Origin of the sequence: Roseovarius atlanticus (assembly GCF_001441615.1) — a bacterium.
Classification (GTDB): domain Bacteria; phylum Pseudomonadota; class Alphaproteobacteria; order Rhodobacterales; family Rhodobacteraceae; genus Roseovarius; species Roseovarius atlanticus.
Genome location: NZ_LAXJ01000002.1, coordinates 218,745 through 240,073, shown reverse-complemented (window position 1 = coordinate 240,073; position 21,329 = coordinate 218,745). Strand labels below are relative to the sequence as shown.

22 protein-coding genes are annotated in these 21,329 nt (G+C 63.9%); 9 read left to right on the top strand and 13 right to left on the bottom strand.

The window, feature by feature from the left end; all coding sequences use genetic code 11:
• Positions 1 to 17: 17 nt before the first annotated feature.
• Together XM53_RS01455 and XM53_RS01450 are read right to left on the bottom strand one after the other, a co-directional pair.
• A complete protein-coding gene (locus XM53_RS01455) occupies positions 18 to 467 on the bottom strand; it encodes an RDD family protein (RefSeq protein ID WP_057790283.1) in 450 nt (149 codons plus the stop codon).
• Positions 468 to 535: 68 nt separating this feature from the next.
• Positions 536 to 994: a DUF2852 domain-containing protein gene (locus tag XM53_RS01450; protein ID WP_057789546.1), complete on the bottom strand. Its 459-nt coding sequence runs from the start codon at positions 992 to 994 to the stop codon at positions 536 to 538.
• Between the two features lie 176 nt (positions 995 to 1,170).
• On the opposite strand from XM53_RS01450, the gene XM53_RS01445 reads away from it, so the two are divergent.
• The 5 genes from XM53_RS01445 to XM53_RS01425 all read left to right on the top strand — a co-directional run bounded on the left by XM53_RS01445 (position 1,171) and on the right by XM53_RS01425 (position 6,752).
• Positions 1,171 to 3,957 (top strand): [protein-PII] uridylyltransferase family protein, encoded by a 2,787-nt coding sequence (locus XM53_RS01445; protein ID WP_057789545.1) that lies wholly within the window; start codon positions 1,171 to 1,173, stop codon positions 3,955 to 3,957.
• Positions 3,950 to 4,213 (top strand): hypothetical protein, encoded by a 264-nt coding sequence (locus tag XM53_RS01440; protein WP_057789543.1) that lies wholly within the window; start codon positions 3,950 to 3,952, stop codon positions 4,211 to 4,213. Before XM53_RS01445 ends, XM53_RS01440 begins: the two co-directional genes overlap by 8 nt.
• Before the next feature lie 127 nt (positions 4,214 to 4,340).
• On the top strand, positions 4,341 to 4,994 hold the full coding sequence (locus tag XM53_RS01435; protein ID WP_057789541.1) for a DUF6778 family protein: 654 nt from the start codon (positions 4,341 to 4,343) through the stop codon (positions 4,992 to 4,994).
• Positions 4,995 to 5,013: 19 nt separating this feature from the next.
• Positions 5,014 to 6,210: an RSP_2647 family RNA methyltransferase gene (locus XM53_RS01430; protein WP_057789539.1), complete on the top strand. Its 1,197-nt coding sequence runs from the start codon at positions 5,014 to 5,016 to the stop codon at positions 6,208 to 6,210.
• Positions 6,207 to 6,752 carry an RSP_2648 family PIN domain-containing protein gene (locus XM53_RS01425; RefSeq protein WP_057789537.1) on the top strand — a complete coding sequence of 182 codons (546 nt, stop codon included), beginning with the start codon at positions 6,207 to 6,209 and terminating at the stop codon, positions 6,750 to 6,752. Before XM53_RS01430 ends, XM53_RS01425 begins: the two co-directional genes overlap by 4 nt.
• A 28-nt stretch (positions 6,753 to 6,780) precedes the next feature.
• Here XM53_RS01425 and XM53_RS01420 read toward each other — a convergent pair whose 3' ends face one another.
• The 3 genes from XM53_RS01420 to XM53_RS01410 all read right to left on the bottom strand — a co-directional run bounded on the left by XM53_RS01420 (position 6,781) and on the right by XM53_RS01410 (position 9,828).
• Positions 6,781 to 7,482, bottom strand: a complete 702-nt coding sequence (locus XM53_RS01420; RefSeq protein ID WP_057789535.1) for a M48 family metallopeptidase — start codon at positions 7,480 to 7,482, stop codon at positions 6,781 to 6,783.
• Positions 7,483 to 7,531: 49 nt separating this feature from the next.
• Positions 7,532 to 8,680: a M24 family metallopeptidase gene (locus XM53_RS01415; protein WP_057789533.1), complete on the bottom strand. Its 1,149-nt coding sequence runs from the start codon at positions 8,678 to 8,680 to the stop codon at positions 7,532 to 7,534.
• 194 nt (positions 8,681 to 8,874) lie between these two features.
• On the bottom strand, positions 8,875 to 9,828 hold the full coding sequence (locus XM53_RS01410; RefSeq protein WP_057789531.1) for a radical SAM protein: 954 nt from the start codon (positions 9,826 to 9,828) through the stop codon (positions 8,875 to 8,877).
• A 128-nt stretch (positions 9,829 to 9,956) separates the two neighbouring features.
• On the opposite strand from XM53_RS01410, the gene zwf reads away from it, so the two are divergent.
• The 3 genes from zwf to pgi are packed head-to-tail and all read left to right on the top strand — an operon-like array spanning position 9,957 to position 13,717.
• Complete coding sequence (gene zwf / locus XM53_RS01405) at positions 9,957 to 11,411, top strand: glucose-6-phosphate dehydrogenase (RefSeq protein WP_057789529.1); 1,455 nt, start codon at positions 9,957 to 9,959, stop codon at positions 11,409 to 11,411.
• Complete coding sequence (gene pgl / locus XM53_RS01400) at positions 11,408 to 12,079, top strand: 6-phosphogluconolactonase (RefSeq protein ID WP_057789527.1); 672 nt, start codon at positions 11,408 to 11,410, stop codon at positions 12,077 to 12,079. The genes zwf and pgl overlap by 4 nt, the downstream gene beginning before the upstream one ends.
• 42 nt (positions 12,080 to 12,121) lie before the next feature.
• Entirely contained in the window at positions 12,122 to 13,717 is a 1,596-nt protein-coding gene (pgi, locus tag XM53_RS01395; protein WP_057789525.1) for a glucose-6-phosphate isomerase, read from the top strand.
• Here the strand turns inward: pgi and XM53_RS01390 are convergent.
• From XM53_RS01390 to XM53_RS01370, 5 genes are all read right to left on the bottom strand, one after another.
• Positions 13,714 to 14,133, bottom strand: a complete 420-nt coding sequence (locus XM53_RS01390; RefSeq protein ID WP_057789523.1) for a cupin domain-containing protein — start codon at positions 14,131 to 14,133, stop codon at positions 13,714 to 13,716. The genes pgi and XM53_RS01390 overlap by 4 nt on opposite strands.
• A gap of 1 nt (position 14,134) precedes the next feature.
• Positions 14,135 to 15,412: a phosphopyruvate hydratase gene (gene eno, locus XM53_RS01385; protein ID WP_057789521.1), complete on the bottom strand. Its 1,278-nt coding sequence runs from the start codon at positions 15,410 to 15,412 to the stop codon at positions 14,135 to 14,137.
• 100 nt (positions 15,413 to 15,512) lie between these two features.
• On the bottom strand, positions 15,513 to 16,391 hold the full coding sequence (locus XM53_RS01380) for a DMT family transporter (RefSeq protein ID WP_057789519.1): 879 nt from the start codon (positions 16,389 to 16,391) through the stop codon (positions 15,513 to 15,515).
• Between the two features lie 84 nt (positions 16,392 to 16,475).
• Entirely contained in the window at positions 16,476 to 16,889 is a 414-nt protein-coding gene (locus XM53_RS01375; protein WP_057789517.1) for a Fur family transcriptional regulator, read from the bottom strand.
• A 75-nt stretch (positions 16,890 to 16,964) separates the two neighbouring features.
• Positions 16,965 to 17,666, bottom strand: coding sequence for an endonuclease/exonuclease/phosphatase family protein (locus XM53_RS01370; protein WP_057789515.1), 702 nt, complete (start codon positions 17,664 to 17,666; stop codon positions 16,965 to 16,967).
• A 38-nt stretch (positions 17,667 to 17,704) separates the two neighbouring features.
• On the opposite strand from XM53_RS01370, the gene XM53_RS01365 reads away from it, so the two are divergent.
• Entirely contained in the window at positions 17,705 to 18,355 is a 651-nt protein-coding gene (locus XM53_RS01365; protein ID WP_057789512.1) for a hypothetical protein, read from the top strand.
• 2 nt (positions 18,356 to 18,357) lie between these two features.
• Here XM53_RS01365 and XM53_RS01360 read toward each other — a convergent pair whose 3' ends face one another.
• The 3 genes from XM53_RS01360 to XM53_RS01350 are packed head-to-tail and all read right to left on the bottom strand — an operon-like array spanning position 18,358 to position 21,192.
• Positions 18,358 to 19,776 carry a protein adenylyltransferase SelO gene (locus tag XM53_RS01360; RefSeq protein WP_057789510.1) on the bottom strand — a complete coding sequence of 473 codons (1,419 nt, stop codon included), beginning with the start codon at positions 19,774 to 19,776 and terminating at the stop codon, positions 18,358 to 18,360.
• A 31-nt stretch (positions 19,777 to 19,807) separates the two neighbouring features.
• Positions 19,808 to 20,254 carry a GNAT family N-acetyltransferase gene (locus tag XM53_RS01355; RefSeq protein ID WP_057789508.1) on the bottom strand — a complete coding sequence of 149 codons (447 nt, stop codon included), beginning with the start codon at positions 20,252 to 20,254 and terminating at the stop codon, positions 19,808 to 19,810.
• The gene (locus XM53_RS01350) at positions 20,251 to 21,192 is read right to left on the bottom strand and encodes a nucleoside hydrolase (protein ID WP_057789507.1); all 942 of its coding nucleotides are present in this window, start codon (positions 21,190 to 21,192) and stop codon (positions 20,251 to 20,253) included. The genes XM53_RS01355 and XM53_RS01350 overlap by 4 nt, the downstream gene beginning before the upstream one ends.
• Positions 21,193 to 21,329 lie beyond the last annotated feature (137 nt).

The following is a 21,329-nucleotide window of genomic DNA, read 5'->3' as shown; positions in this document are numbered from 1 at the left end:
CTGCGGCGCAGCCTGTGTCAGCACGCCGCGCGACGATTAATGGCAACGGTTCCAAGAGCAAGGTCGGTCAGGCCCTGACCCCGTGCGCCCGTCAGCATCAGCAGGATCGACGCCAGTTGCACCAGCGGCACCGCGCAGGACAATGTGAAGGCCATCGAGTGCATGAAGGCCGTGGTTCCATCAAAGCGATGGCCCGACGCGGTGCGGAATTCCAGTGCAAACAGGCGCATTCCCCAAGTGGCGGAGCCGTTTGCGATGGTCGCGGTGCGATAGACCAGACCCACGGCAAGAAACAGGAGTGGCAGGAAGAACAGGCCGGTGAAAGCCGTGAAGGGCAGCACCAGAACGCAGAGGATCAGCACCAGGACGCTGTCCACCAGCCATGCAAAGAACCGCTTCAGCGGCACGTCCGCATAGAAGTCGGGCTGCGTATCGGGGTCGGGGATCTGCCAAGTCGTATCTGTCATTTTCATCATATAGGTTTGCGCCCGCGCCGTGAAAGGTGTCGGCACGGGAAGCGTATGGTTTTCGCGGCTCAGTTGGCGCGTGCGGGGCCGCGGTCGTCCTGCGCGTCGCCGTCGGCATCCTCGGCGGTAGCGTTGTCGGCCTTGCGGGCGCGCTCGTCCATGAACTGGTCGAACTCTGCCTTGTCGCGTGCCGCGCGCAGTCGCTCCAGGAAAGCCTCGAAGTTCTGCTGCTCTTCTTCAAGCCGGCGCAAGGTCTCGTCGCGGTAGGCGTCGAACGCGGTGTTGCCGGACGAGCCGTTCATCGGGCGCATATGGTGGCGGCGTGCCGCTCGACCGGACGGGCAGGACAGTTTGTTGCGCCAGATCATGTAGGCCAGCAGCATAAGGCCGACGGGCCAGAATACGATCATCGAGGCAACAAGCGCCGCGATCCACGCGGCCTTGCCCTTGTCGTCAAGCCAGGCTTCGGTCCGGGCAAACCAGCCCGAGATGCCTGTGGCGGGCGAGTTGTAAGTATATGTCGTCATCAAGATTTCCTTTCGGTCCGGGTCTGAGGTTGGTATGTGAAGCGTCTTTACATTTGCGAGATGGGATGCGGCCGCGCCCGTTGCAAGGGGGTATGTTAAAGAATTTCACATTCACCGCAAAAGACCCTGTCGCGCAGGCCGTTGACCGGACCTGCAGGGGGTGTATCACTGCATCCATGAGTTTTTCCGATCGCATGACCCGTTGTCCGCGCCCCTTCGAGACGGCCCCCGGGCAAGAGGCCCGCGACGCGGTTCAGGGTCTTTCGCCTGACGTTGCGGCGCTTGTCGAAGGCACCGCAGGATCCAGCCCGTTCCTGCAATCCCTCTGCCTGAAGGAGCGCGACTGGTTGCCCGAAGTCTTCGACGACCCCGAGGATGCCTTCGACGCGTTGTTGAAAGAGGTTGCGGCGATCCCACCGGACGAGACGGGCGCACGCCTGAGACGGGCCAAGGGCAGGGTGGCACTCCTGACGGCACTTGCCGATCTCTCTGGCGTCTGGACACTAGAAGACGTGACAGGCGCCCTTACCAGGTTTGCGGACCTTGCCGTGACGCAGGCCCTGCGCGCGGCCCTGCTGCCCGAATTGCGGCGTGGCAAGATACCCGGACAGGACGAGGATGCGCTGGAAGATGCCGCCGGAATGGTCGTTCTGGCCATGGGCAAGATGGGCGCGCACGAGCTCAACTACAGTTCCGATATCGACCTCATCTGCCTGTTCGATGAAGAGCGGTTCGACACCGACAGCTATCACGAGGCACGGGCCGGCTTCGTGCGCGCGACGCGCCGGATGGCGGCCACGCTGAACGACCGCACGGCGGACGGCTATGTGTTCCGCACCGATCTGCGCCTGCGCCCCGATCCCAACGTGACGCCGGTGTGCATGGCGATGGGGGCGGCCGAGACCTATTACGAAAGCCTAGGCCGAACGTGGGAACGCGCGGCGTATATCAAGGCGCGTCCGGCTGCGGGCGACATTGCGGCGGGCGCGCGTTTCCTCGATACCCTGCGCCCTTTCGTCTGGCGCAAGCACCTGGATTTCGCCGCTATTGAGGACGCGCACAACATGCGCCTGCGCATTCGCGAGCATAAGGGCCTTCATGGTCCGATCCGGCTTGACGGTCACAACATGAAGCTGGGCCGGGGCGGCATTCGCGAGATCGAGTTCTTTACCCAGACCCGCCAGTTGATCTCTGGTGGACGCGACCCCGATCTGCGGGTGCGTGGCACGGTCGATGGGCTGTCGCGGCTGGCGGAAAAGAACTGGGTGCCTTCGGATGCGGCTGACACATTGGCCGAGCATTATCGCGCTCATCGCGAAATCGAACACCGGCTTCAGATGCTACGCGACGCGCAAACGCAGGTTCTGCCTGACAATCCCGACGGCTGGGCGCGCCTGGCCGCGCTGTGCGACCGCGACGAATCCGCGTTCCGCGACGAGCTGACGGACAGGCTGCAACAGGTGCATGACCTGATCGAGGGGTTCTTTGCTCCCGACAGCGGCACAGAAAAGCCGGTCACCTTCGAGGGACTGGACGACGAGATCATCGCGCGCTGGCGCAGCTATCCGGCTCTGCGTAGCGAGCGGGCCAACACGATCTTCGACCGGCTAAAGCCCGAAATACTGGAACGCCTCAGCCGGTCTTCGGCCCCGCACGAGGCTTTGCTGGCTTTCGACGGCTTCCTCGCCGGCCTGCCGGCAGGGGTGCAGGTTTTCGCGCTGTTCGAAGCCAATCCGCAGCTGATCGACCTGATGGTCGATATCGCGGGCGTGTCGCCTGCGCTGGCCAGCTATCTGTCGCGCCACGCCGGCGTGTTCGACGCGGTGATTGCCGGGGATTTCTTTGCGCCCTGGCCCGATAGGCCGCATCTGCGCCGCGAACTGGCGGCGCGGCTGGACCGCGAAGACGACTACGAGCGCAAGCTGGACGCCGCCCGCCGCTGGTTGAAGGAATGGCACTTCCGCACGGGTGTTCACCTGTTGCGCGGCCTGATCGACGCCGACAAGGCCGGCGCGCAATATGCCGATCTGGCCCACGTGATCCTTGCCGAACTTTGGGGCGTGGTCTGCGCCCAGTTCGGTGAAAAACACGGCCCGCCGCCCGGTCGTGGGGCCGTGGTGCTGGGCATGGGATCGCTTGGCGCGGGCAAGCTCAACGCAGGCTCGGATCTGGACCTGATCGTGATCTATGATGCCGAAGGGGTCGAAGGGTCCGACGGTCGCCGGCCATTGGCGACGCGGATCTATTACGCCCGCCTGACCCAGGCGTTGATCACCGCCCTGACCGCGCCCATGTCCGAAGGCCGGCTTTACGAGGTGGACATGCGCCTGCGCCCCTCGGGCAACCAGGGTCCGGTCGCCACCAGTTGGGCCTCTTTCCAAACCTACCAGGAAAACGAGGCCTGGGTGTGGGAGCATCTGGCGCTGACCCGCGCCTGCGTCGTCGCTGGCCCCGATGCGCTGGCCTCGGATGTCGAGGCGTTCCGTTGCGCGTTGCTGCCGCGAAAGGGCAACCGCGAAACCGTTCTGATGGAAGTCGACCACATGCGCGCACGCATCAAGGCCGCCAAAAGTTCCAGCGGCCCTTGGGAGACCAAGTTGGGCGATGGCCGGATGCAGGAGATCGAGCTGATCGCACAGGCCGGGTGCCTGCTTGCCGGGCGGCCGGAACGCAGCGTCGAGGCCGGATTGGCCGCCGGTGTCGCCGCCGGTTGGTTGGATGACGCGGAAGAAGCAGCACTGGGTGCCGCTTATGCGCTTTGCTGGCAAGTGACACAGGCGGCGCGTCTATTGGGCGACAAGCCACTGGACGAGGACGCTTTGGGCGACGGTGCCAAGGCCTTTGTCCTGCGACAGACCGGGATGGAGCGTATGGAAGACCTGCGCGCAGAACTGGAACGGAAAACGGCAGACGCCGCGGTGGTGATCGATGCGGCATTGAAGCGAGGAACCGAAGATGGCTGACACGTTGGATCCCAAGGGGCTGATCCGGGAATCCTACAGGATTGACGGCATCACGCCCGGCGAATGCCGGTCGATCTTTCTGGATTGGGCGCTGTCGGTAGATGGTGACGGTGACACACGGACGCAGATCGAGGGTTTGATCAAGCGTTACGGCGTTGCCAACCCGGATCACCCAATGACCGCCGTCTTGCACGAAGGGCTAAAGGCCGCAGAGGCGCCGAAACGCCGCGGCGGATCTCGCGGACGGGGGCGCTGACCCGCTGGAGTCGCCACGTGGTTTTACCAGTATCCTTGGTTAAGTACCGAACTCGCCGAAAACTTGCCTCAATTCGTAGTCATAAAGTCTTCGACCAACGCGCCAGGATTGCGCACAGGAGGAAGACATGCTGACCCGTCACGCCATTGCCGCCATGATCATGGGCCTGTCCGTTGCCGGGTGTTCTGCGCCCGAAACCGCCACGCGCAACGCCCCGCTCGACACCTCCACGGCGACGGTAGCGGCACCGGCCTATGCCATTCAGGAGATCCGCGTCAGCGTTCCCAAGACCCTGAAGGTATCCGAAGCCAACCGCTATTACCCGGGCGGCGATATCGTCTGGCGCGAGGACCCGGCAGGCGACCGCCACGCGCAGGTCAAGGCGATCTTCGAGGCGGCGATGATGCAGGGCGTGAAGGCGATGCAACCCGGTCACGTGCCCGCCGTGCTGGACATCCAGGTCACACGGTTCCACGCCCTGACGGAAAAGGCGCGCTATACCGTCGGCGGCGTTCACTCGCTTCAATTCCACATGCAACTGCGCAACCCTGAAACCGGCATGGCCTATGGCGAGCCGCAATTCGTGAAGGCCGACTTCAAGGCGCTTGGCGGGCAGGCGGCGATCAAGGCCGAGCAGCAGGGCATCACCCAGAAATACCGTATCACCAATCACCTGGCCGGGGTGATCCAGCGCCAGCTGACCAGCCCCGGCGGGTACCAGGCGGCAAACCTGGGCCTGATGGGTGCGCTGAACCAACTCGGTGCTTCCAACAAAAACTGAAACGGCTTAAGGGGACGGCATGACGCCGTCCTCTTTGCCTTCCATCCGCCTGAAACCCAAGACGCAGGCCCGCGCCATCCGGCACGGGTTTCCTTGGGTTTTCGACAATGAACTCGTCACCGACCGTCGCACGAAAGCGCTGACGCCGGGGACCGTGGCGGTTCTGGAAGATGGCGAACGCACGCCGATTGCCACCGTCGCGGTGAACCCGAAATCCCGCATCATGGCACGCGTGCTGGACCTTGATCCTGCCGCGCAGATCGACCAGACGTGGCTTGAACTGAGGTTGCGCCGCGCCTTCCAGATGCGCGAGCGGCTGTTCGAGGCCCCGTTCTATCGCCTAGTTCATGCCGAGGCTGACGGGCTGCCAGGTTTGATCATCGACCGTTTTGGCGACATCGCCGTCATCCAGCCCAACGCGGCGTGGGCCGAGGTGCTTCTGCCCCAGATCGTGGCGGCTCTGGTCGAGGTCACGGCGGTGACGTGCGTGATCAAGAACGCGTCTGGCCGGGCCCGCGCGCTGGAAGGGCTCGACGACGAAACCGTGGCGCTGATGAGCGACCTGCCCGACGCACCTCTGCCGGTGCCGATGAACGGGGCGACCTATATGGCCGACCTGACCGGCGGTCAGAAAACAGGACTGTTCTACGATCAGCGGACCAATCACGCGTTCGCGGCGACCCTGGCCAAAGACAGCCGTGTGCTCGACGTCTTCAGTCACGTGGGCGGCTTCTCTCTCGCGGCACTCGCGGCAGGAGCCTCGGCGGCGCTTGCGATTGACGGCTCGCAGCCGGCGCTGGAGCTTGCCGGGGAGGGCGCCGCGCGCATGGGTTTCACGCAGCACTTCGCCACGCGGCGCGGCGATGCCTTTGACGTCATGACCTCTCTTGCAGAAGTAGGCGAGAAATTCGACGTCGTGATCTGCGACCCACCCGCCTTTGCGCCCAACAAACAAGCGTTGGAAAAGGGCCTTCGCGCCTACGAACGGGTCGCGCGGCTGGCCACGCCGCTGGTGGCGGAAGGCGGATTTCTGGGGCTTTGCTCCTGTTCCCATGCCGCCACGCTGGATAAGTTCCGTACGGCCTGCACGCGGGGCATCGGCCGAGCAGGGCGCGAGGGCGCGCTGATCCATACGGGCTTTGCCGGCCCGGACCATCCCCTGCATCCGCAACTGGCCGAAAGCGGGTATCTCAAGTCGCTCTTTTTCCGACTATGAGGGCGGTTCTTGACACCTGCGTGATCTATCCGACCGTGATGCGCCAGATGCTGCTTGGCGCGGCGAAGCGGGGCGTTTTTCAACCGCTTTGGTCCGCCCGCATCATCGAGGAATGGCAGCGTGCGGTCGTCAAGCTGGGCCCCGACGGCATTGCGCAAGCGCAGGCCGAAGCGGCGATGCTGACGGTCGAGTGGCCCGACGCCGAGGTGACCTGGCCACCTTCGCTCGAGTCGCGGCTATGGCTGCCGGATCCGGCGGATATCCACGTGCTGGCCGCTGCCATCGCCGGGTCTGCCGACCTGATCCTGACGGTCAACGCCAAGGATTTCCCACGCAACATCCTGGCCGAGGAGGGGATAAGCCGGGCCGATCCCGACACCTTCCTGCTTGGGGTCTTCGAGTCTCAACCTGAGGTGATGCAGGATGTTGCCGCCGCCGTGCTGGCCGATGCACGGCGTCTGAGCGGCGAGGACTGGGACATCAGACGACTGATGAAAAAAGCGCGACTGCCGCGCCTGGGAAAGGCCTTGGCCTTTGCCTGAGGTGGCGACGCGGTAGAGCGCCGTGCCGTCAGTCCTGAGTGTCGGGCAGACCCTGCCAGCGCGTTTCAAGCTTTTCGATCGCGGCAATGCGCTCGGTCGTTTTGGGATGGCTCATCAGCCAGGCCGGCATGGCACCCGCGCGCGATTGGGTCAGCGCCTCCAGCTTCTCGAACAGGGACTTTTGCGGCGCCGTGCCGATCCCGGCCTTCGTCAGCAGGGCCGCAGCATATTCGTCGGCCTCGTATTCGTCGCCGCGCGACAGCCGCGCCGCGAGCAATGAGGCGATGCCATTGGCGATCCAGACGCCGATGCCGGGCAGAAACCGCGACAGCACCATCGCCAACGCAGTGCGTAGCGCGTTCTGGCCCGAGAAATCGATCATCCGGCGGCGCGAATGGCCAAGCGCCACGTGGCCCAGCTCGTGCGCGATGACGCTTGTCATCTCCTCGGCCGAGACCTCTCCGGACAGGAATTTACGGTAAAAGCCGCGCGTGATGAAGATCCGACCGTCTGGCGCGGCCAAGCCGTTGACCGGATCGATCTCGTAGATATGCACCTTGATCCGCGGCAGATCGAGCGCCTTGGCCAGCCGCGTGAAAAGCGGCGTCAGCTTGGGATCGGCCAACTCTGTCGACCGGGCGTCCAGCTCGCGCTTGGTGCGCCAGACAGAGAACCGGTACATGACCACGGCATAGAGGATCGCCAGAAGGATCGGGGTGAACTTGATCATGGCGCAGATATGGGCTCTGTCGCCCGGCGGGGCAAGCGACGCATCGCCGCTAGCGCACCAGCAGGTCGAGTGGCTGGCGCGACAGGCGCTCGACCCCGGTTTCGGTCACAAGCACCGAATGCCCCAGCGAATAGCCCAAACCCGCCTCGCTGTCGGCCAGGATCATGTGCAGGAAAAACACCTGGCCTGCCTGCATTGGCAGCGGATTGCCTGCATAGAACATCGGAAAATCGACCCAGATCGGGTTATAGGCCGCGCCCATGCCGTATCCGCAGGCCTGCATCCGGGCGTGGCGCAACCCGTGATCGTCCATCACCTTTGCATGGGCATCAAAGACGTTCCCCATCGGGTCGCCCGGGCGGATCGCGTCTTCACAGGCTTCGAGCGCGGCACGGGCGGCGGCGTGCATGTGGCACTGTGCGTCCGATGGCGCGCCGATCACCACCGTGCGCATCATCGCGGCGTGATACCGGGCATAGGCGCCGGACCATTCCCAAGTCATCTGATCCTGCACATCCAGATGCCGCCGCCCCGAGAAATACCGCACCAGCAGCGCACCGGGACCCGAGCCGAGGATGAATTCGTTGCCCGCATAGTCGCCGCCACCCTTGAACACCGCCCCCTGCATGGCGGCAAGGATATCGCCCTCGAACGCCCCGGCACGCGTTTCGGCAAGACCTGCGTCCATCGCGTCATCCGACAGTTGCGCGGCGCGGCGGTGCATCTCGATCTCGGCAGGCGATTTGACGCGCCGCAGGTCCCGGATCAGGTCCGAGTGATCGCTCAGTCGGGGCAGGGCGGTCCGCAGGAGTTGCCCGTTGAAATCGGTCAGGCCTGCGGTGTCGGATTCGAACCCCAGCCTACCTTCGCCGACGCCAAGGTCGGACAGCAGCGCCTTCAGGGTGTCTGCCGGGTTCACTCCCTCGACCTGGGTCCAGACATGGATATGGTCACGGTCCAGCGTCGAGGTGTGCAGGGCCTGGCGCAGGTCGGGCAGGCGGGTCAGCAGGTGCAGATCGCCATTCGCCGTCAGCACGAGGCACTGGAACATGGCGAAACCGAACGTGTCGTAGCCGCAGATCCAGTAGTGGCTCTCGGGCGCGAACATCAAGAGCGCGTCGAGGCCTGCCTCCCTGACCGCAGAAGTGGCACGCATTTGTCGGGCGGCATATTCCGCGTCATCGAAATGGATAGGCATGGCCGGATCTTTCAGGCAGTGGCAGAAGCGCTGATCAAAACCAGACGGCGAAACCGGTTCGCGTTCAATGTTTTATTGAGGACCTGGCGCACATTCTGACGTGCCCGGCGAAACGGCAAGCGAAATCGCACTGTCCGAGTCGACACGAAAAGCTTCCGAAAACTTATAGGAAAGGTAGGTCGGTTGCGCTTGGATCAGCCCGAGCAACTAGCGCCGCCCAGCACGCAGAACTTGGCGCAGTGGGGGTGGTTCAGCGCCACGTCGCCCTCGGCCTCCGCAAGCGTTTCACCCAGTTCGAACTCCGCGTCATAGGGCAGCAAGGTGCAGGCGAGTACGGCAGGCCGTTCCGCGCCCTTGCGCTTGACCACCATCCGCGATGATGCACACATCACGCTGTCGGGCGATTTGCCCAGGATGTCCCAGCAGCCGGTCGTGATTTCGGGTACCTCGACGCTTTCGTCCATCTCGGGAAACAGCACCGTCATTGCCGGATCGTGCACATCGATGTCGAACCCATGCGCGTCGAAAAAGGCCTGATAGCCTTCGCGTGACCCCGCCTCGCTGTCGCTCCAGAGGCTTCGTCCGGCGACTGCCATGCGGATTCCCGTTTGCCGAAGCCAATGCATCCCCTCCAGCGTCCGGGCAAAGCTGCCCTTGCCGCGTTCTTCGTCATGCAGCGCTTCGCGATGATGATCGACCGAGATGCGCAGGGTCAGCTTGTCGCCGAACTCTTCGTGGAGCGCCCGCAACCCATCCTGAACGCGCTTGCGCATCATCGGACGCATGGCATTGGTCAAGATAAGTACCTCGTAGCCACGGCTCAGACAGGCGCGCGCCATGTCCACCATTTGGGGGTTCATGAAAGGCTCGCCGCCGGTAAATCCGATCTCGGTCACTGGCCAGGCGCGCTCTGTCAGTTGATCCAGGAACTCTTCGACCTCGGCCGTGGTGATATAGACAAGGCTGTCGTTTTCCGGTGAGCTTTCGATATAGCAATTCGCGCAGGTGATGTTGCACAGCGTCCCGGTATTGAACCAAAGCGTCTGTGGCTTGCTCAGCGCGACATGCGCCCGCGGCTCACCATCGGCGGTAACCTTCGGGTCGATGAATTTTCCACCGTTCGCACGGGGCGCTGCCACATCTTTCATCTGTCTATCTTCCGAATTTCATTTGCCTTTCGGCCATAACCTGTCCTTTCTTCCCTTGAAAGTCGAGGTCGGGCAGGTGACACCTTCGTGATCGCGACCTAGACTTGCACCGAGTTCAGGAGAAAACCATGGTATCTCGCGTCATCCCGGTCGATCCCTTTGACCTCGTGATATTCGGCGGCACGGGGGACTTGGCGCAGCGCAAGATCCTGCCCGGCCTGTTCCGCCGGTTCCGGGCCGGCCAAATGGGCGGGGATGCCCGGGTGATCGGCGCCGCACGCAGTGACATGGACGCCGACGCCTACCGCGATTTCGCACGCAAGGCTGTGATGGAATTCGAGCCTGAAGCGGCGAAAGATACCGAGCATCTCGACAGCTTCCTGCAACAGCTCGACTATGTGACGATCGACGCCCGCGGCAATGCCGGCTGGTCCGAGCTGACCGGTATGCTGCGCGACGACGAGATCCGCGCCTTCTACTTTTCCGTGGCGCCCAGCCTGTTCGGAGATCTCGCTGACCGCCTGCACAAGCACGGCCTTGACTGCCCGAACTGCCGGATCGTGGTGGAAAAGCCCTTTGGCCGCGACCTTCAGACAGCCAAGGCGCTGAACGCCACCATCGCCGAGTATTTCGACGAGCAACAGATCTACCGGATCGACCATTACCTGGGCAAGGAAACGGTCCAGAACCTCATGGCGATCCGATTTGGCAACACGCTGTTCGAGCCGCTGTGGAACAGTCAGTATGTCGATCATATCCAGATCACCGTGGCCGAGGAAGTAGGCGTCGGCGGGCGCGGCGACTACTATGACCGCTCGGGCGCGATGCGGGACATGATGCAGAACCACATTATGCAGCTTCTGTGCCTGATCGCGATGGAGCCGCCGGCCAAGTTCGACCCCGACGCGGTGCGCGACGAAAAGCTCAAGGTGATCCGCGCGCTGGACCCGGTCGCGCCAGAAGACGCCGTGCGCGGACAGTACGAAGGCACCGGCCAGTCCGGCAGCTATCGCAACGAGGTCGGCAACCGCGACAGCACGACCGAAAGCTTCGTGGCCCTGCGCGCCACGATCAGCAACTGGCGTTGGGCCGGCACGCCGTTCTACCTGCGCACCGGCAAGCGCCTGCGCGAGCGGGCCAGCGAAATCGCCGTGGTCTTCAAGGACGCGCCGCACTCCATTTTCGGTGCCGATGCCGGACGCCACCGCAACATCCTGACGATCAAGCTGCAACCCAACGAGGGCATCGAGCTGGGCGTCACCATCAAGGAACCGGGGCCGGGCGGGATGAGGCTGGTGGACGTGCCTCTCGACATGACATTCGCCGAGGCGCTGGGGCCCGAAGAGGCGGATTTCCCCGACGCCTACGAGCGGCTGATCATGGACGTGATCCGCGGCAACCAGACGCTCTTCATGCGCGGTGACGAGGTCGAGGCCGCCTGGGCCTGGATCGACCCGATTATCGCACTTTGGGAGGAGTCCGACCGTCCACCGCTCACCTATGCCACCGGCAGTTCGGGGCCGGATGACGCGCTAATGCTTATGCACCGCGACGGCCGTCGCTGGCGGGAGATACGGGCATGAAGCTGATCGAATACGCCGACGAAGAAATGATGGCGATCGATCTCGCCAATCAGCTTGCCGGGGATCTCAATACGGCGCTGGAGCATGACGACCGGGCGCTTTTCGTTGTACCGGGGGGCAGCACGCCCGGTCCGGTCTTCGACGTGCTGTGCGATGCCGACCTCGACTGGTCCCGTGTCGATATCTGCCTCAGCGACGAACGCTGGGTCCCCGAGGTGCATATCCGCTCCAACACCCGGATGCTGCGCGAACGGCTTTTGGTGGGGCGTGCCGCCAAGGCCGGCTATCTGCCCCTTTACGCCCGTGCCGAGGCGCCCGAAGCCGTGCTTGCGGAGTTGGAGGCCGTCATCCAGCCGCGCCTGCCGATCGCCGTTCTGCTTCTCGGTATGGGCGCCGACATGCATACCGCCTCGCTTTTTCCGGGCACCGATGGTCTGGACGCGGCGCTGGCACATGACGCGCCGGTGCTGGTTCCCCTGCGGCCAAGCAAGGTCGAGGATGTCCGGATCAGCCTGTCGGCACGGGTTCTGAACGCGGCGGTGGCCAAGCATCTGGTGATCACCGGCGAGGACAAGCGCAAGGCGGTCGAGCGCGCCCGCACCTGCCGGCCCGAACAGGCCCCCGTGGCCGCGATCCTTGACGAAACTGATGTGCACTGGGCGCCCTAGCGTGCCGCAGAGGCCGACAGAGACAAAACAGGAGGAGACCGCATGACTTGGGCGGCGCTGAAATCTGAGACCGGAACGCCGATTTCTGATCTCATGCAATCGTCCGAGCGTGCTGCCAGGTTTCAGGTCCAGGCCGATGGCATGTTGTTCGATTACGCCAAGACCTCGATGACCGAAACGGCCCGTGAGGCGCTTTTGCAACTGGCCGCCGACCGCGGCGTTGCCGAGCGGCGGGACGGGATGTTTGCGGGCGCGCCGATCAACGAGACCGAGGGGCGCTCTGTTCTGCACGCGGCGCTTCGGGCAGGGCCCGACGCGGTGATAGAGGTCGATGGGCAGGATGTGATGCCCGGCGTTCGCGACGTCCTGGCGCGAATGCGCGCCTTTGCCGATGACGTGCGGTCGGGCCGGCACAAGGGCGCGGGCGGCCCGATCACCGACGTGGTGAATATCGGCATCGGCGGATCGCATCTCGGCCCTGAAATGGGCACCCTGGCCCTGCGCCCGTATCACGACGGACCGCGCTGTCATTTCGTGTCGAACGTGGATGGCGCGGATATTGCCGATTGTCTCGACGGGCTGGATCCGAAGACGACGCTTTTCATCGTCGCCTCGAAGACTTTTACCACCATCGAGACGATGACCAACGCCGAGACCGCCAAGGCGTGGGTGCAGCTTGGCGGCGGGGACCTGAACGCGCAGTTCGCCGCAGTCTCCACGGCGCTCGACAAGACCGAGGCGTTCGGCATTGCGCCCGAGCGCGTGTTCGGCTTTGCCGACTGGGTCGGCGGGCGCTATTCCATGTGGGGACCGATCGGGCTGTCGCTGATGCTGGCCATCGGCCCCGAGGAGTTCGACGCGTTTCTTGCCGGCGGCGAAGCGATGGATACCCATTTCAGGACCGCGCCGCTTGAACGGAACATGCCGGTGATGCTGGCGCTAACCGGGCTGTGGCACAGCCACGTGTGCGGCTATCCCACGCGGGCCGTCTTGCCCTACGACCAGCGTTTTTCGCGCTTGCCCGCCTATCTTCAGCAGCTTGAAATGGAAAGCAACGGCAAGGGCGTGACCATGCAGGGTGACCCGGTGGAAGGCGGATCGGGCCCCATCGTCTGGGGTGAGCCGGGCACCAATGGACAGCACGCGTTTTACCAGCTGATCCACCAGGGAACCCAGGTCGTACCCTGCGAGTTCATGGTGGCCGCCCGAGGGTTCGAGCCGGGGATGGACAATCATCACCGCCTGCTGATCGCCAATTGCCTCGCCCAGTCCGAGGCGCTGATGCGAGGCCGTGACATCGAAACTGCGCGCGAGATGATGCGCAAGGCCGGTTTTGAGGGCACCGAGCTGGAGCGGCAGGCCGCGCACCGGGTTTTTCCGGGAAACCGCCCGTCGACCACGCTGGTCTATGACAGGCTGACACCTTACCGGCTCGGCCAGATCATCGCGCTTTACGAACACCGGGTGTTTGTCGAAGGTGTGATCCTGGGGATCAACTCCTTCGATCAATGGGGGGTCGAACTGGGCAAGGAACTTGCCAAGCAAATGGAGCCGCTGGTGTCGGGCGAGGCTGCGCCCGATGAAAAGGACGGCTCGACCCGGAACCTTCTGGCCTTCCTCAAAGCCATCCGCGGCTAGCGCGGAATGTCGAACCCCTCAGGCGCAAGCGTGAACTGCTCGAACTCGAATCCGGGGGACACCGTACAGCCGACAAGCGTGTAGTCCCCGGTCGAACGCGCCATCTGCCAGGCGTCGGGCGGCACGATCACTTGCGGCAGCTGACCTTGGCTTAGGTCCGGGCCAAGCACCGCGTCCCGTGCGGGCCCGGCCTCGCTTTCCGAGATCGACAGCACCAGGGGCGCCCCGGCGTAGAAATGCCAGATCTCGGCCGCGTCCACCTTGTGCCTCTGGTTGTCGTCCTCGCCCCGCAGCAGGAAATAGATCGCCGTACCATGGGCGCGCCCGTCATTGGACGCGCGCCATGTCTCGCGAAAGAACCCGCCCTCGGGATGGGGGGACAGGTCCAGGGCGGCGATGATCTCGTCGGCGGTCACGTTAGTCCCGCAGGATCGAGCGCCCGGCATATATCGCCGTGTCGCCAAGCGCCTCTTCGATGCGGATCAGCTGGTTGTACTTCGCCAGCCGGTCCGAGCGCGCAAGCGAGCCGGTCTTGATCTGCCCGCAATTGGTGGCCACGGCAAGATCGGCGATGGTGGCATCCTCGGTCTCGCCCGAACGGTGCGACATGACGTTGGTATAGCCTGCGCGGTGCGCCATCTCGACCGCCTGAAGCGTCTCTGTCAGGCTGCCGATCTGGTTGACCTTGACCAGCATAGAGTTCGCGACCCCGCGCTTGATCCCGTCCGACAGACGCGTCGGGTTGGTCACGAACAGATCGTCACCCACCAGCTGCACCTTGTCGCCGATCTGGTCCGTCAGGGCCTTCCAACCGTCCCAGTCATCCTCGGACATGCCATCCTCGATCGAGATGATGGGATAGTCGTTCACAAGCGCGGCCAGATACGCCGCATTCTCGTCCGGCGACAGGGATTTTCCTTCGCCGGCAAGCTCGTACTTGCCGTCCTTGAAGTACTCCGTCGCGGCGCAATCAAGCGCAAGGTAAATATCCTCGCCCGGTTTGTAGCCGGCCTTCTCGATCGAGCGCAGGATGAAATCCAGCGCATCGCGGGCCGAGGCGATGTCGGGGGCAAACCCGCCCTCGTCGCCGATCCCGGTCGAAAGCCCCGCGCCGGACAGCTCTTTCTTCAGCGTGTGGAACACTTCCGACCCCATACGCACCGCGTCGCGGATATTGCCCGCGCTGACGGGCATAATCATGAATTCCTGGATGTCGATCGGGTTGTCGGCGTGCTCACCGCCGTTGATGATGTTCATCATCGGCACCGGAAGGGTGCGAGCCGAGGTGCCGCCCACATAGCGAAAGAGCGGCTGCATCGCGAAATCCGCCGCGGCCTTGGCCACGGCAAGGCTGACGCCTAGAATGGCGTTCGCGCCCAGCCGCCCCTTGTTCGGCGTGCCGTCCAATTCGATCATCGCCTCGTCGATCGCCACCTGTTCCGTGGCATCGAATCCGGCGAGGGCATCTGCGATCTCGCCGTTCACCGACGCCACGGCCTCCAGCACGCCCTTGCCCATGTAACGGGCAGCATCGCCGTCGCGCTTTTCCACCGCCTCGTGCGCGCCCGTGGACGCGCCCGACGGGACGGCGGCGCGACCCATGGTGCCGTCTTCGAGGATCACGTCCACCTCGACCGTCGGATTGCCGCGGCTGTCGAGGATTTCGCGTGCGTGAATGTCGAGAATGATGCTCATCTGGAACCCTTTGGCAGAATGCAGTTGCCGGTCCCATAGCAAGAACGCGCGCGAATGGGAACTGCGACGCAAGGCGGTGTCGCGGTAATCTTTCGACCGCTCAGGCGGCCCGCGCCCGCCGGGCCAGCCGCCGCTCGCGCAGAAAGGTATAAAGCCCGGTCACGATGATCAGCGTGGCCCCCAGCAACGTCAGGGTGTCGGGCCGCTCGGCAAAGACCACGACGCCGACGATCAACGAGAAAAGCAGGCGGGTGTACCGGAATGGCGTGACCACCGCCGCATCGCCCATGCGCATGGCCGCAACGATTCCGTAATACCCCAATGCCCCGAACACCATGCCGCACCCTATCATGGCCCACAATGGCGGCGTCAGCGGGGACAGCGTCTGGGGCCCTAGCACGATCAGCAGAATCCCAGCCGGGACCACTGCGGCAAAACCTTGAAACGACACCACGGTCGAGGACACGGTGACGTCGATGCGTCGGGTGATCAAATCGCGCGCGGCCACGCAGGTCACGGACACCAGAACCAGCAACGCCGATGGATCGAATCCCGCAAGGCCCGGGCGAATGATCAACAGGACACCGCAGAACCCGATCAGGATCGCGCTCCACCGGCGCCAGCCCACGTCCTCGCCCAGAAACAGCGCCGCGCCCATGGTGATGAACAGCGGCGTCGCCTGGAATACCGAGGCCACGACCGAGATATCGACCTGCGACAGCGCGGTGGTAAAGGCCAGCGCCGCTCCCGCCTCGCACCCCGCGCGCAGCAGGAACGGTCTGCGCCAGGCTTCCGGCGCGAGAATACGGTGCCCGCCCAGCCGCGCAACGATCGCAAAGATCGACGCACTGCCGATGCCAAGAAAGATCAGGATCTGCCCAACGGAGATATCCGCCGACATTTTCTTGATGAACATGTCCTCGACGGTGAAGGCCGCCATGGACAGGATCACCAGCATTATTCCGCGAATGTTGTCCATGATCGCCGCACCGCCCGAAAGTTACCCTGCCGCGATAGGCGGCTTTGCGGGGCGATACAAGGCCGTCGCCAGGCCCATGCGCGGTCAGCCTTTGCGAATCGGTACGCCGTAAAGTTCCAGCTTGTGACCCTTCAGCTTGTAGCCAAGCTTGGCGGCGATCTTTTCCTGCAACTTCTCGATGTCGGGGTCTACGAACTCGATCACCTCGCCGGAATGCATGTCGATCAGGTGATCGTGGTGGTCACGCTCGGCATCCTCGTAGCGCGCGCGCCCGTCCCCGAATTCCAGCTTGTCGATGATACCGGCCTCTTCGAACAGCTTCACGGTGCGATAGACCGTGGCGATCGAAATCTTGGGGTCGCGGCCGCTGGCGCGGGAGTAAAGCTCCTCCACGTCCGGATGATCCTCGGAGTCTTCCAAGACCGCAGCGATGGTGCGCCGCTGGTCGGTCATCCTCAAGCCCTTTGCCTCGCAACGGTCGATGATGGTCTCTGTCATGCCGGCCTTCTTCGCGCTTTCCGGAGGGTTGGATAACGGGTGTGACATCGGAAATCCAGCTTTTTGCGACGCGCTTCAGGGATGCCGTGTCACGTCCGCCCAGACGGGCAGGTGGTCCGACGCGATATGCGCGGGTTTGGCCCTGTGCACGCCTATCGCGGCGACATCAAGCTGGGCGCAATGGGCGATCCGGTCCAGCCGCCCCACGGGGCGCAGCGCGGGATAGCTGGCCGGGGTCGGCGCAAATTCCACGTCACCTGCCGCGTCGCGCAGCGCGGCAGGAGGGCGCCACTCGTTGAAATCCCCCGCCAGCACCAGCGGCATCGCCTCGCTCCGGGCAACGGCCCGCATCACCGCCTTCATCTGCAACAGCCGGTATCGCCGCACCAATCCCAGATGCACGCCGACGACCCGCAAGGGCCCAAGACAGGTTTCCAGGTCGGCCATGACCGCGCCGCGCGGCTCCAGCCCCGGAAGCTCGACATGCCGTGTCTGCCGCACCGTCAGGCTGGGTCGCGCCAGCATTGCGTTGCCGTGCCAGCCCAACGATCCGCCCGGCGCGCCGAAGGGCAGGATCTGCCAGCCGTCACGCTCCACAAGATCATGGGGCAGGGCGGCGGGCCGGGGCGGCAACCGCTTGTCGACTTCCTGCAAGACCACGAGGTCGGCCTTCAGGGCATTGATCACCTGAAGGCTGCGGTCGGGCCGCCGGCGCATATCCAGCCCCACGCATTTTTGCAGGTTGTAGGTTGCAATTCTCAGCCGGGGTTCGTTCATGCTACCACACCGGAACCACGACAAAAGGAGCGTCCCTCATGTTCGCAGAACAAACCTGGCTGGCGCGGATCATCTGGATGGCACTTGCAGGGGCCGCCCTTTGGGCGCTCGCCGTGCTGCGGCTGGAACTGGCCTTCGTGGCGCTGGCCACGCTGGGCCTGTCGCTGGCCCCCGTTGTGGTGGCGAACTGGGCACAGGTGCATGTGCCGCCGACCTTTATCGCGGTCGTGGTGATCTTCGTGGCGGCGACGCTGTTTCTGGGCGAGGTTTTCGATTTCTACGAACGCTTCTGGTGGTGGGACATCGCCATGCACGGCACCTCTGCCGTCGCCTTCGGGCTGATCGGCTTCGTCTTTGTCTTCATGATGTTCCAGGGCGACCGGTTCGCCGCGCCACATTTGCAGCTGAGCTTTCTGGCGTTCTGTTTCGCCATGACGATCGGCACCGTCTGGGAGATATTCGAGTTTGCTATGGACCAGACCTTTGGGCTCAACATGCAGAAATCCGGGCTTCAGGACACCATGGGCGATCTCATCATCAACGCGATCGGTGCCTTGTTGGGCGCGGCGGCTGGCTATGGTTACCTCAAGGGACGGCATGTCGGCATCGGGGCTTTCATCGACGAATTCGTGCAGCGCAACCCGCGCTTTTTCCGCAGGCTGCGCCGGCGTCGCGACCGCCAGGAGTGACCTCACGTGCCGCAGAACGTCTGTTGTACCGCTTCCGACGGCTGGGGCGGTCGTGCAAGATCCCCCGCATCGTCCCGGGGGCTGTAAGGATCTGCCAAAACATCGCAAAGCCGGTTGAACGGGGTCATGTCTTCGGCTACCGCGGCTGCGATCATCTGCTCGACGCGGTGATTGCGTGGAATGTAGACGGGGTTCGCCGCGCGCATGACATCGTCCGGCGCCTGTTCCCGCTCCAACCGCTTGCGCCAGTCCTTTTCCCACGCGTCGAACGCCGTCGGGTCGAGAAATTCGTCGCGTGGCGTGCCATCGCTCAACGCCCGGAACGTGTTCGTAAAGTCGGCGCGATTGGCGGCCATGGCATCCAGAAGCGATACGATCAGTGGCTCGTCTTCTGCGGTTGCCTCCGCGAGCCCGATCTTGCGCCCGAAAAACGCGCGCCAGGACTCATGCACCTGACCGGGCATGGCGTGAACGGCCTTCGTGAAATCCTCGACCGCCTTCTCCTGATCGGGCATGAGCGGCACCAGGGCCGTGGCCAGTTGCGCCATGTTCCACGCGATGACGTTGGGCTGGTTGGCAAACGCATAGCGCCCGTGCATGTCAATGGATGAAAACACCGTGTCGGGATGATAGGCGTCCATGAACGCGCAGGGACCATAGTCGATGGTCTCGCCCGACAGCGTCGTGTTGTCGGTGTTCATCACCCCGTGAATGAACCCGACCGACATCCATTGCGCCACCAGACGCGCCTGCCGCGCGATCACCGCGTCCAGCAACTCCGCCGGCGAAGTCGCGTCGGGATAGTGCCGCTCGATCACGTAGTCGTACAGCGCCTGAAGCGCAGGCACATCGCGCCGTGCCGCAAAGAACTGAAAGGTGCCAACGCGGATATGGCTTTGCGCCACGCGGGTCAGCACGGCGCCGGGCAGGGCGCCGGTTTCGCGAAACACCGGCTCGCCGGTCAGCGTCGCCGCCAGCGCGCGGCTGGTGGGAATGCCAAGTGCGTGCATCGCCTCGCTCACCACGTATTCCCGCAGCACCGGCCCCAGCCAGGCACGGCCATCACCCATCCGCGAATAAGGCGTCGGCCCCGATCCCTTGAGTTGGATGTCAAAGCGCGTTCCGTTCGCCGCGACCTCGCCCAACAGGTTGGCCCGGCCGTCACCCAGCTGCGGTGAGAAGCCGCCGAACTGGTGCCCGGCATAGACCTGCGCCAGCGGGTCGGCGCCGGTCGGTACCTGGTTGCCGGCAAAGACACGCGCCAGTTCATCCTCGGGCCCCGGTGTGATCCCAAGATCTCGCGCCAACGCCTCGTTGAACGCGATCAGCCGCGGCGCTTTGACCGGCGCGGGGGGCTGCCGTGTGAAAAAACGGTCGGGCAGGCGAGCATAGGAATTGTCGAACGGGATGTGCAGGCTCATACCTGAAACATAGGTATCTCTGCGAGGAACGCTAGAGCTTGCGGGTCATCAGAATGTAATTCTCGCGCGGCTCGAAGCGCAGTTTCTCGTAGATGCGCCGCGCTTTTGCGTTGTCGCGGCCGACCTCCAGATGGATTGCCTTCATACCCGCCGTCGCCAGCGTCTTGGGCAAGGTCAGCAGGATTTCCGAACCGATTCCGCGGCCTCGCACCCCGGGACGGATGAAGATCTCGTCGACGAACCCATCCAGTCCGCCGAACTCCAATGACCAGCCGAACGAAATGGTGACATAGCCGATCGGCGCGCGTCTCGGACCGGCAAGGTAGACGCACCCGTACGGCGATCCCTCCAGCAGTGGCGCAAGGGCCTCGCGCCGTGTGGCATCGTCCTGAACGATGCCTTCTTCCTGGTGGAACGCCGCCACCAGCGGCACAAGGCGCTCCATGTCCTCGGTCGCAGCAAGGGTCAGTTTCGTCATAACCGGGCCAGCCTTTCGGTCAGTAGATCAAAGAACCCGTCGGCATCCACGTCGCCTATGAACAGCGCGTTGGGCGCGCGGTCGGTCACGCCCCACCAATCGGCCACCGTCATTCCCATAGTCAGTTCCGAGCGGGTTTCGATTTCGACATTGATCTTTCGGCCCGAAAACAGCTCTGGCCGGATCAGGTAGGCAATGGTGCAGGGGTCATGCAGCGGCGCCCCGTCCGAGCCGTATTTTTCGCGGTCGTAGCGCTCGAAAAAGTCGGTCATCTCGGCCACGGCCACACCGACCCGGTTGCCGATGGCGCGAAAGGCGTCGTTGCGCACCCGCGTCACCAGCGCCTTGTGCGTCACGTCGAGCGGCATGACCACGATTGGCGCGCCTGAGCGGAAGACGACTTCGGCCGCCTGAGGATCGACATGGATGTTGAATTCGGCCGCTGGCGTGATGTTGCCCACCTCGAAATAGGCGCCCCCCATCAAAACGATCTCCCGCACGTTCCGGGTGATGTCGGGCGCCTTGCGGAACGCTGTGGCGATATTGGTCAGCGGTCCGATCGGCACCAGCGTTACAGTGCCTGCGGACTCCTGCCGAAGGGTCTCGATTATGAAATCGACAGCGTGCGTATCCTCGACCGGCATCGTTGGTTCTGGAAGGTCTGGACCATCAAGCCCGGTCTTGCCGTGCACATGTTCTGCCGTCACAAGATCGCGGTCCAGCGGGCGGTCGCACCCGGCATAAACCTTGATGTCGCGCCGCCCGGCAAGCTCGCACACCATCCGCGCATTGCGTGTCGTCAGGTCTAGCGGCACGTTGCCGGCAACGCAGGTAATCCCCAGAACCTCGACCTCGTCCGGGCTTGCCAGCGCCAGAAGGATCGCAACGGCGTCGTCTTGCCCGGGGTCCGTGTCGATGATGATCTTGCGCACGCTCATGCAAACCCCCTGTCATGCCGAACAATGCTTGTCCACTGAGCGTTTTTTCTCTTGGCGGAAATACTCCGGCGCACGGACAAGATTTCCAGGTTTGACCAATGCAGTGCGTTCGCTTTTGGCAAGTCTGGCCTGCGCGG

What these genes read in the sequence shown, in the direction of transcription:
- XM53_RS01455 (WP_057790283.1), bottom strand. Translation starts at nt 467, where the DNA reads ATGACAGATACGACTTGGCAGATCCCCGACCCCGATACGCAGCCCGAC.
- XM53_RS01450 (WP_057789546.1), bottom strand. Translation starts at nt 994, where the DNA reads ATGACGACATATACTTACAACTCGCCCGCCACAGGCATCTCGGGCTGG.
- XM53_RS01445 (WP_057789545.1), top strand. Translation starts at nt 1,171, where the DNA reads ATGAGTTTTTCCGATCGCATGACCCGTTGTCCGCGCCCCTTCGAGACG.
- XM53_RS01440 (WP_057789543.1), top strand. Translation starts at nt 3,950, where the DNA reads ATGGCTGACACGTTGGATCCCAAGGGGCTGATCCGGGAATCCTACAGG.
- XM53_RS01435 (WP_057789541.1), top strand. Translation starts at nt 4,341, where the DNA reads ATGCTGACCCGTCACGCCATTGCCGCCATGATCATGGGCCTGTCCGTT.
- XM53_RS01430 (WP_057789539.1), top strand. Translation starts at nt 5,014, where the DNA reads ATGACGCCGTCCTCTTTGCCTTCCATCCGCCTGAAACCCAAGACGCAG.
- XM53_RS01425 (WP_057789537.1), top strand. Translation starts at nt 6,207, where the DNA reads ATGAGGGCGGTTCTTGACACCTGCGTGATCTATCCGACCGTGATGCGC.
- XM53_RS01420 (WP_057789535.1), bottom strand. Translation starts at nt 7,482, where the DNA reads ATGATCAAGTTCACCCCGATCCTTCTGGCGATCCTCTATGCCGTGGTC.
- XM53_RS01415 (WP_057789533.1), bottom strand. Translation starts at nt 8,680, where the DNA reads ATGCCTATCCATTTCGATGACGCGGAATATGCCGCCCGACAAATGCGT.
- XM53_RS01410 (WP_057789531.1), bottom strand. Translation starts at nt 9,828, where the DNA reads ATGAAAGATGTGGCAGCGCCCCGTGCGAACGGTGGAAAATTCATCGAC.
- zwf (WP_057789529.1), top strand. Translation starts at nt 9,957, where the DNA reads ATGGTATCTCGCGTCATCCCGGTCGATCCCTTTGACCTCGTGATATTC.
- pgl (WP_057789527.1), top strand. Translation starts at nt 11,408, where the DNA reads ATGAAGCTGATCGAATACGCCGACGAAGAAATGATGGCGATCGATCTC.
- pgi (WP_057789525.1), top strand. Translation starts at nt 12,122, where the DNA reads ATGACTTGGGCGGCGCTGAAATCTGAGACCGGAACGCCGATTTCTGAT.
- eno (WP_057789521.1), bottom strand. Translation starts at nt 15,412, where the DNA reads ATGAGCATCATTCTCGACATTCACGCACGCGAAATCCTCGACAGCCGC.
- XM53_RS01380 (WP_057789519.1), bottom strand. Translation starts at nt 16,391, where the DNA reads ATGGACAACATTCGCGGAATAATGCTGGTGATCCTGTCCATGGCGGCC.
- XM53_RS01375 (WP_057789517.1), bottom strand. Translation starts at nt 16,889, where the DNA reads ATGACAGAGACCATCATCGACCGTTGCGAGGCAAAGGGCTTGAGGATG.
- XM53_RS01370 (WP_057789515.1), bottom strand. Translation starts at nt 17,666, where the DNA reads ATGAACGAACCCCGGCTGAGAATTGCAACCTACAACCTGCAAAAATGC.
- XM53_RS01365 (WP_057789512.1), top strand. Translation starts at nt 17,705, where the DNA reads ATGTTCGCAGAACAAACCTGGCTGGCGCGGATCATCTGGATGGCACTT.
- XM53_RS01360 (WP_057789510.1), bottom strand. Translation starts at nt 19,776, where the DNA reads ATGAGCCTGCACATCCCGTTCGACAATTCCTATGCTCGCCTGCCCGAC.
- XM53_RS01355 (WP_057789508.1), bottom strand. Translation starts at nt 20,254, where the DNA reads ATGACGAAACTGACCCTTGCTGCGACCGAGGACATGGAGCGCCTTGTG.
- XM53_RS01350 (WP_057789507.1), bottom strand. Translation starts at nt 21,192, where the DNA reads ATGAGCGTGCGCAAGATCATCATCGACACGGACCCCGGGCAAGACGAC.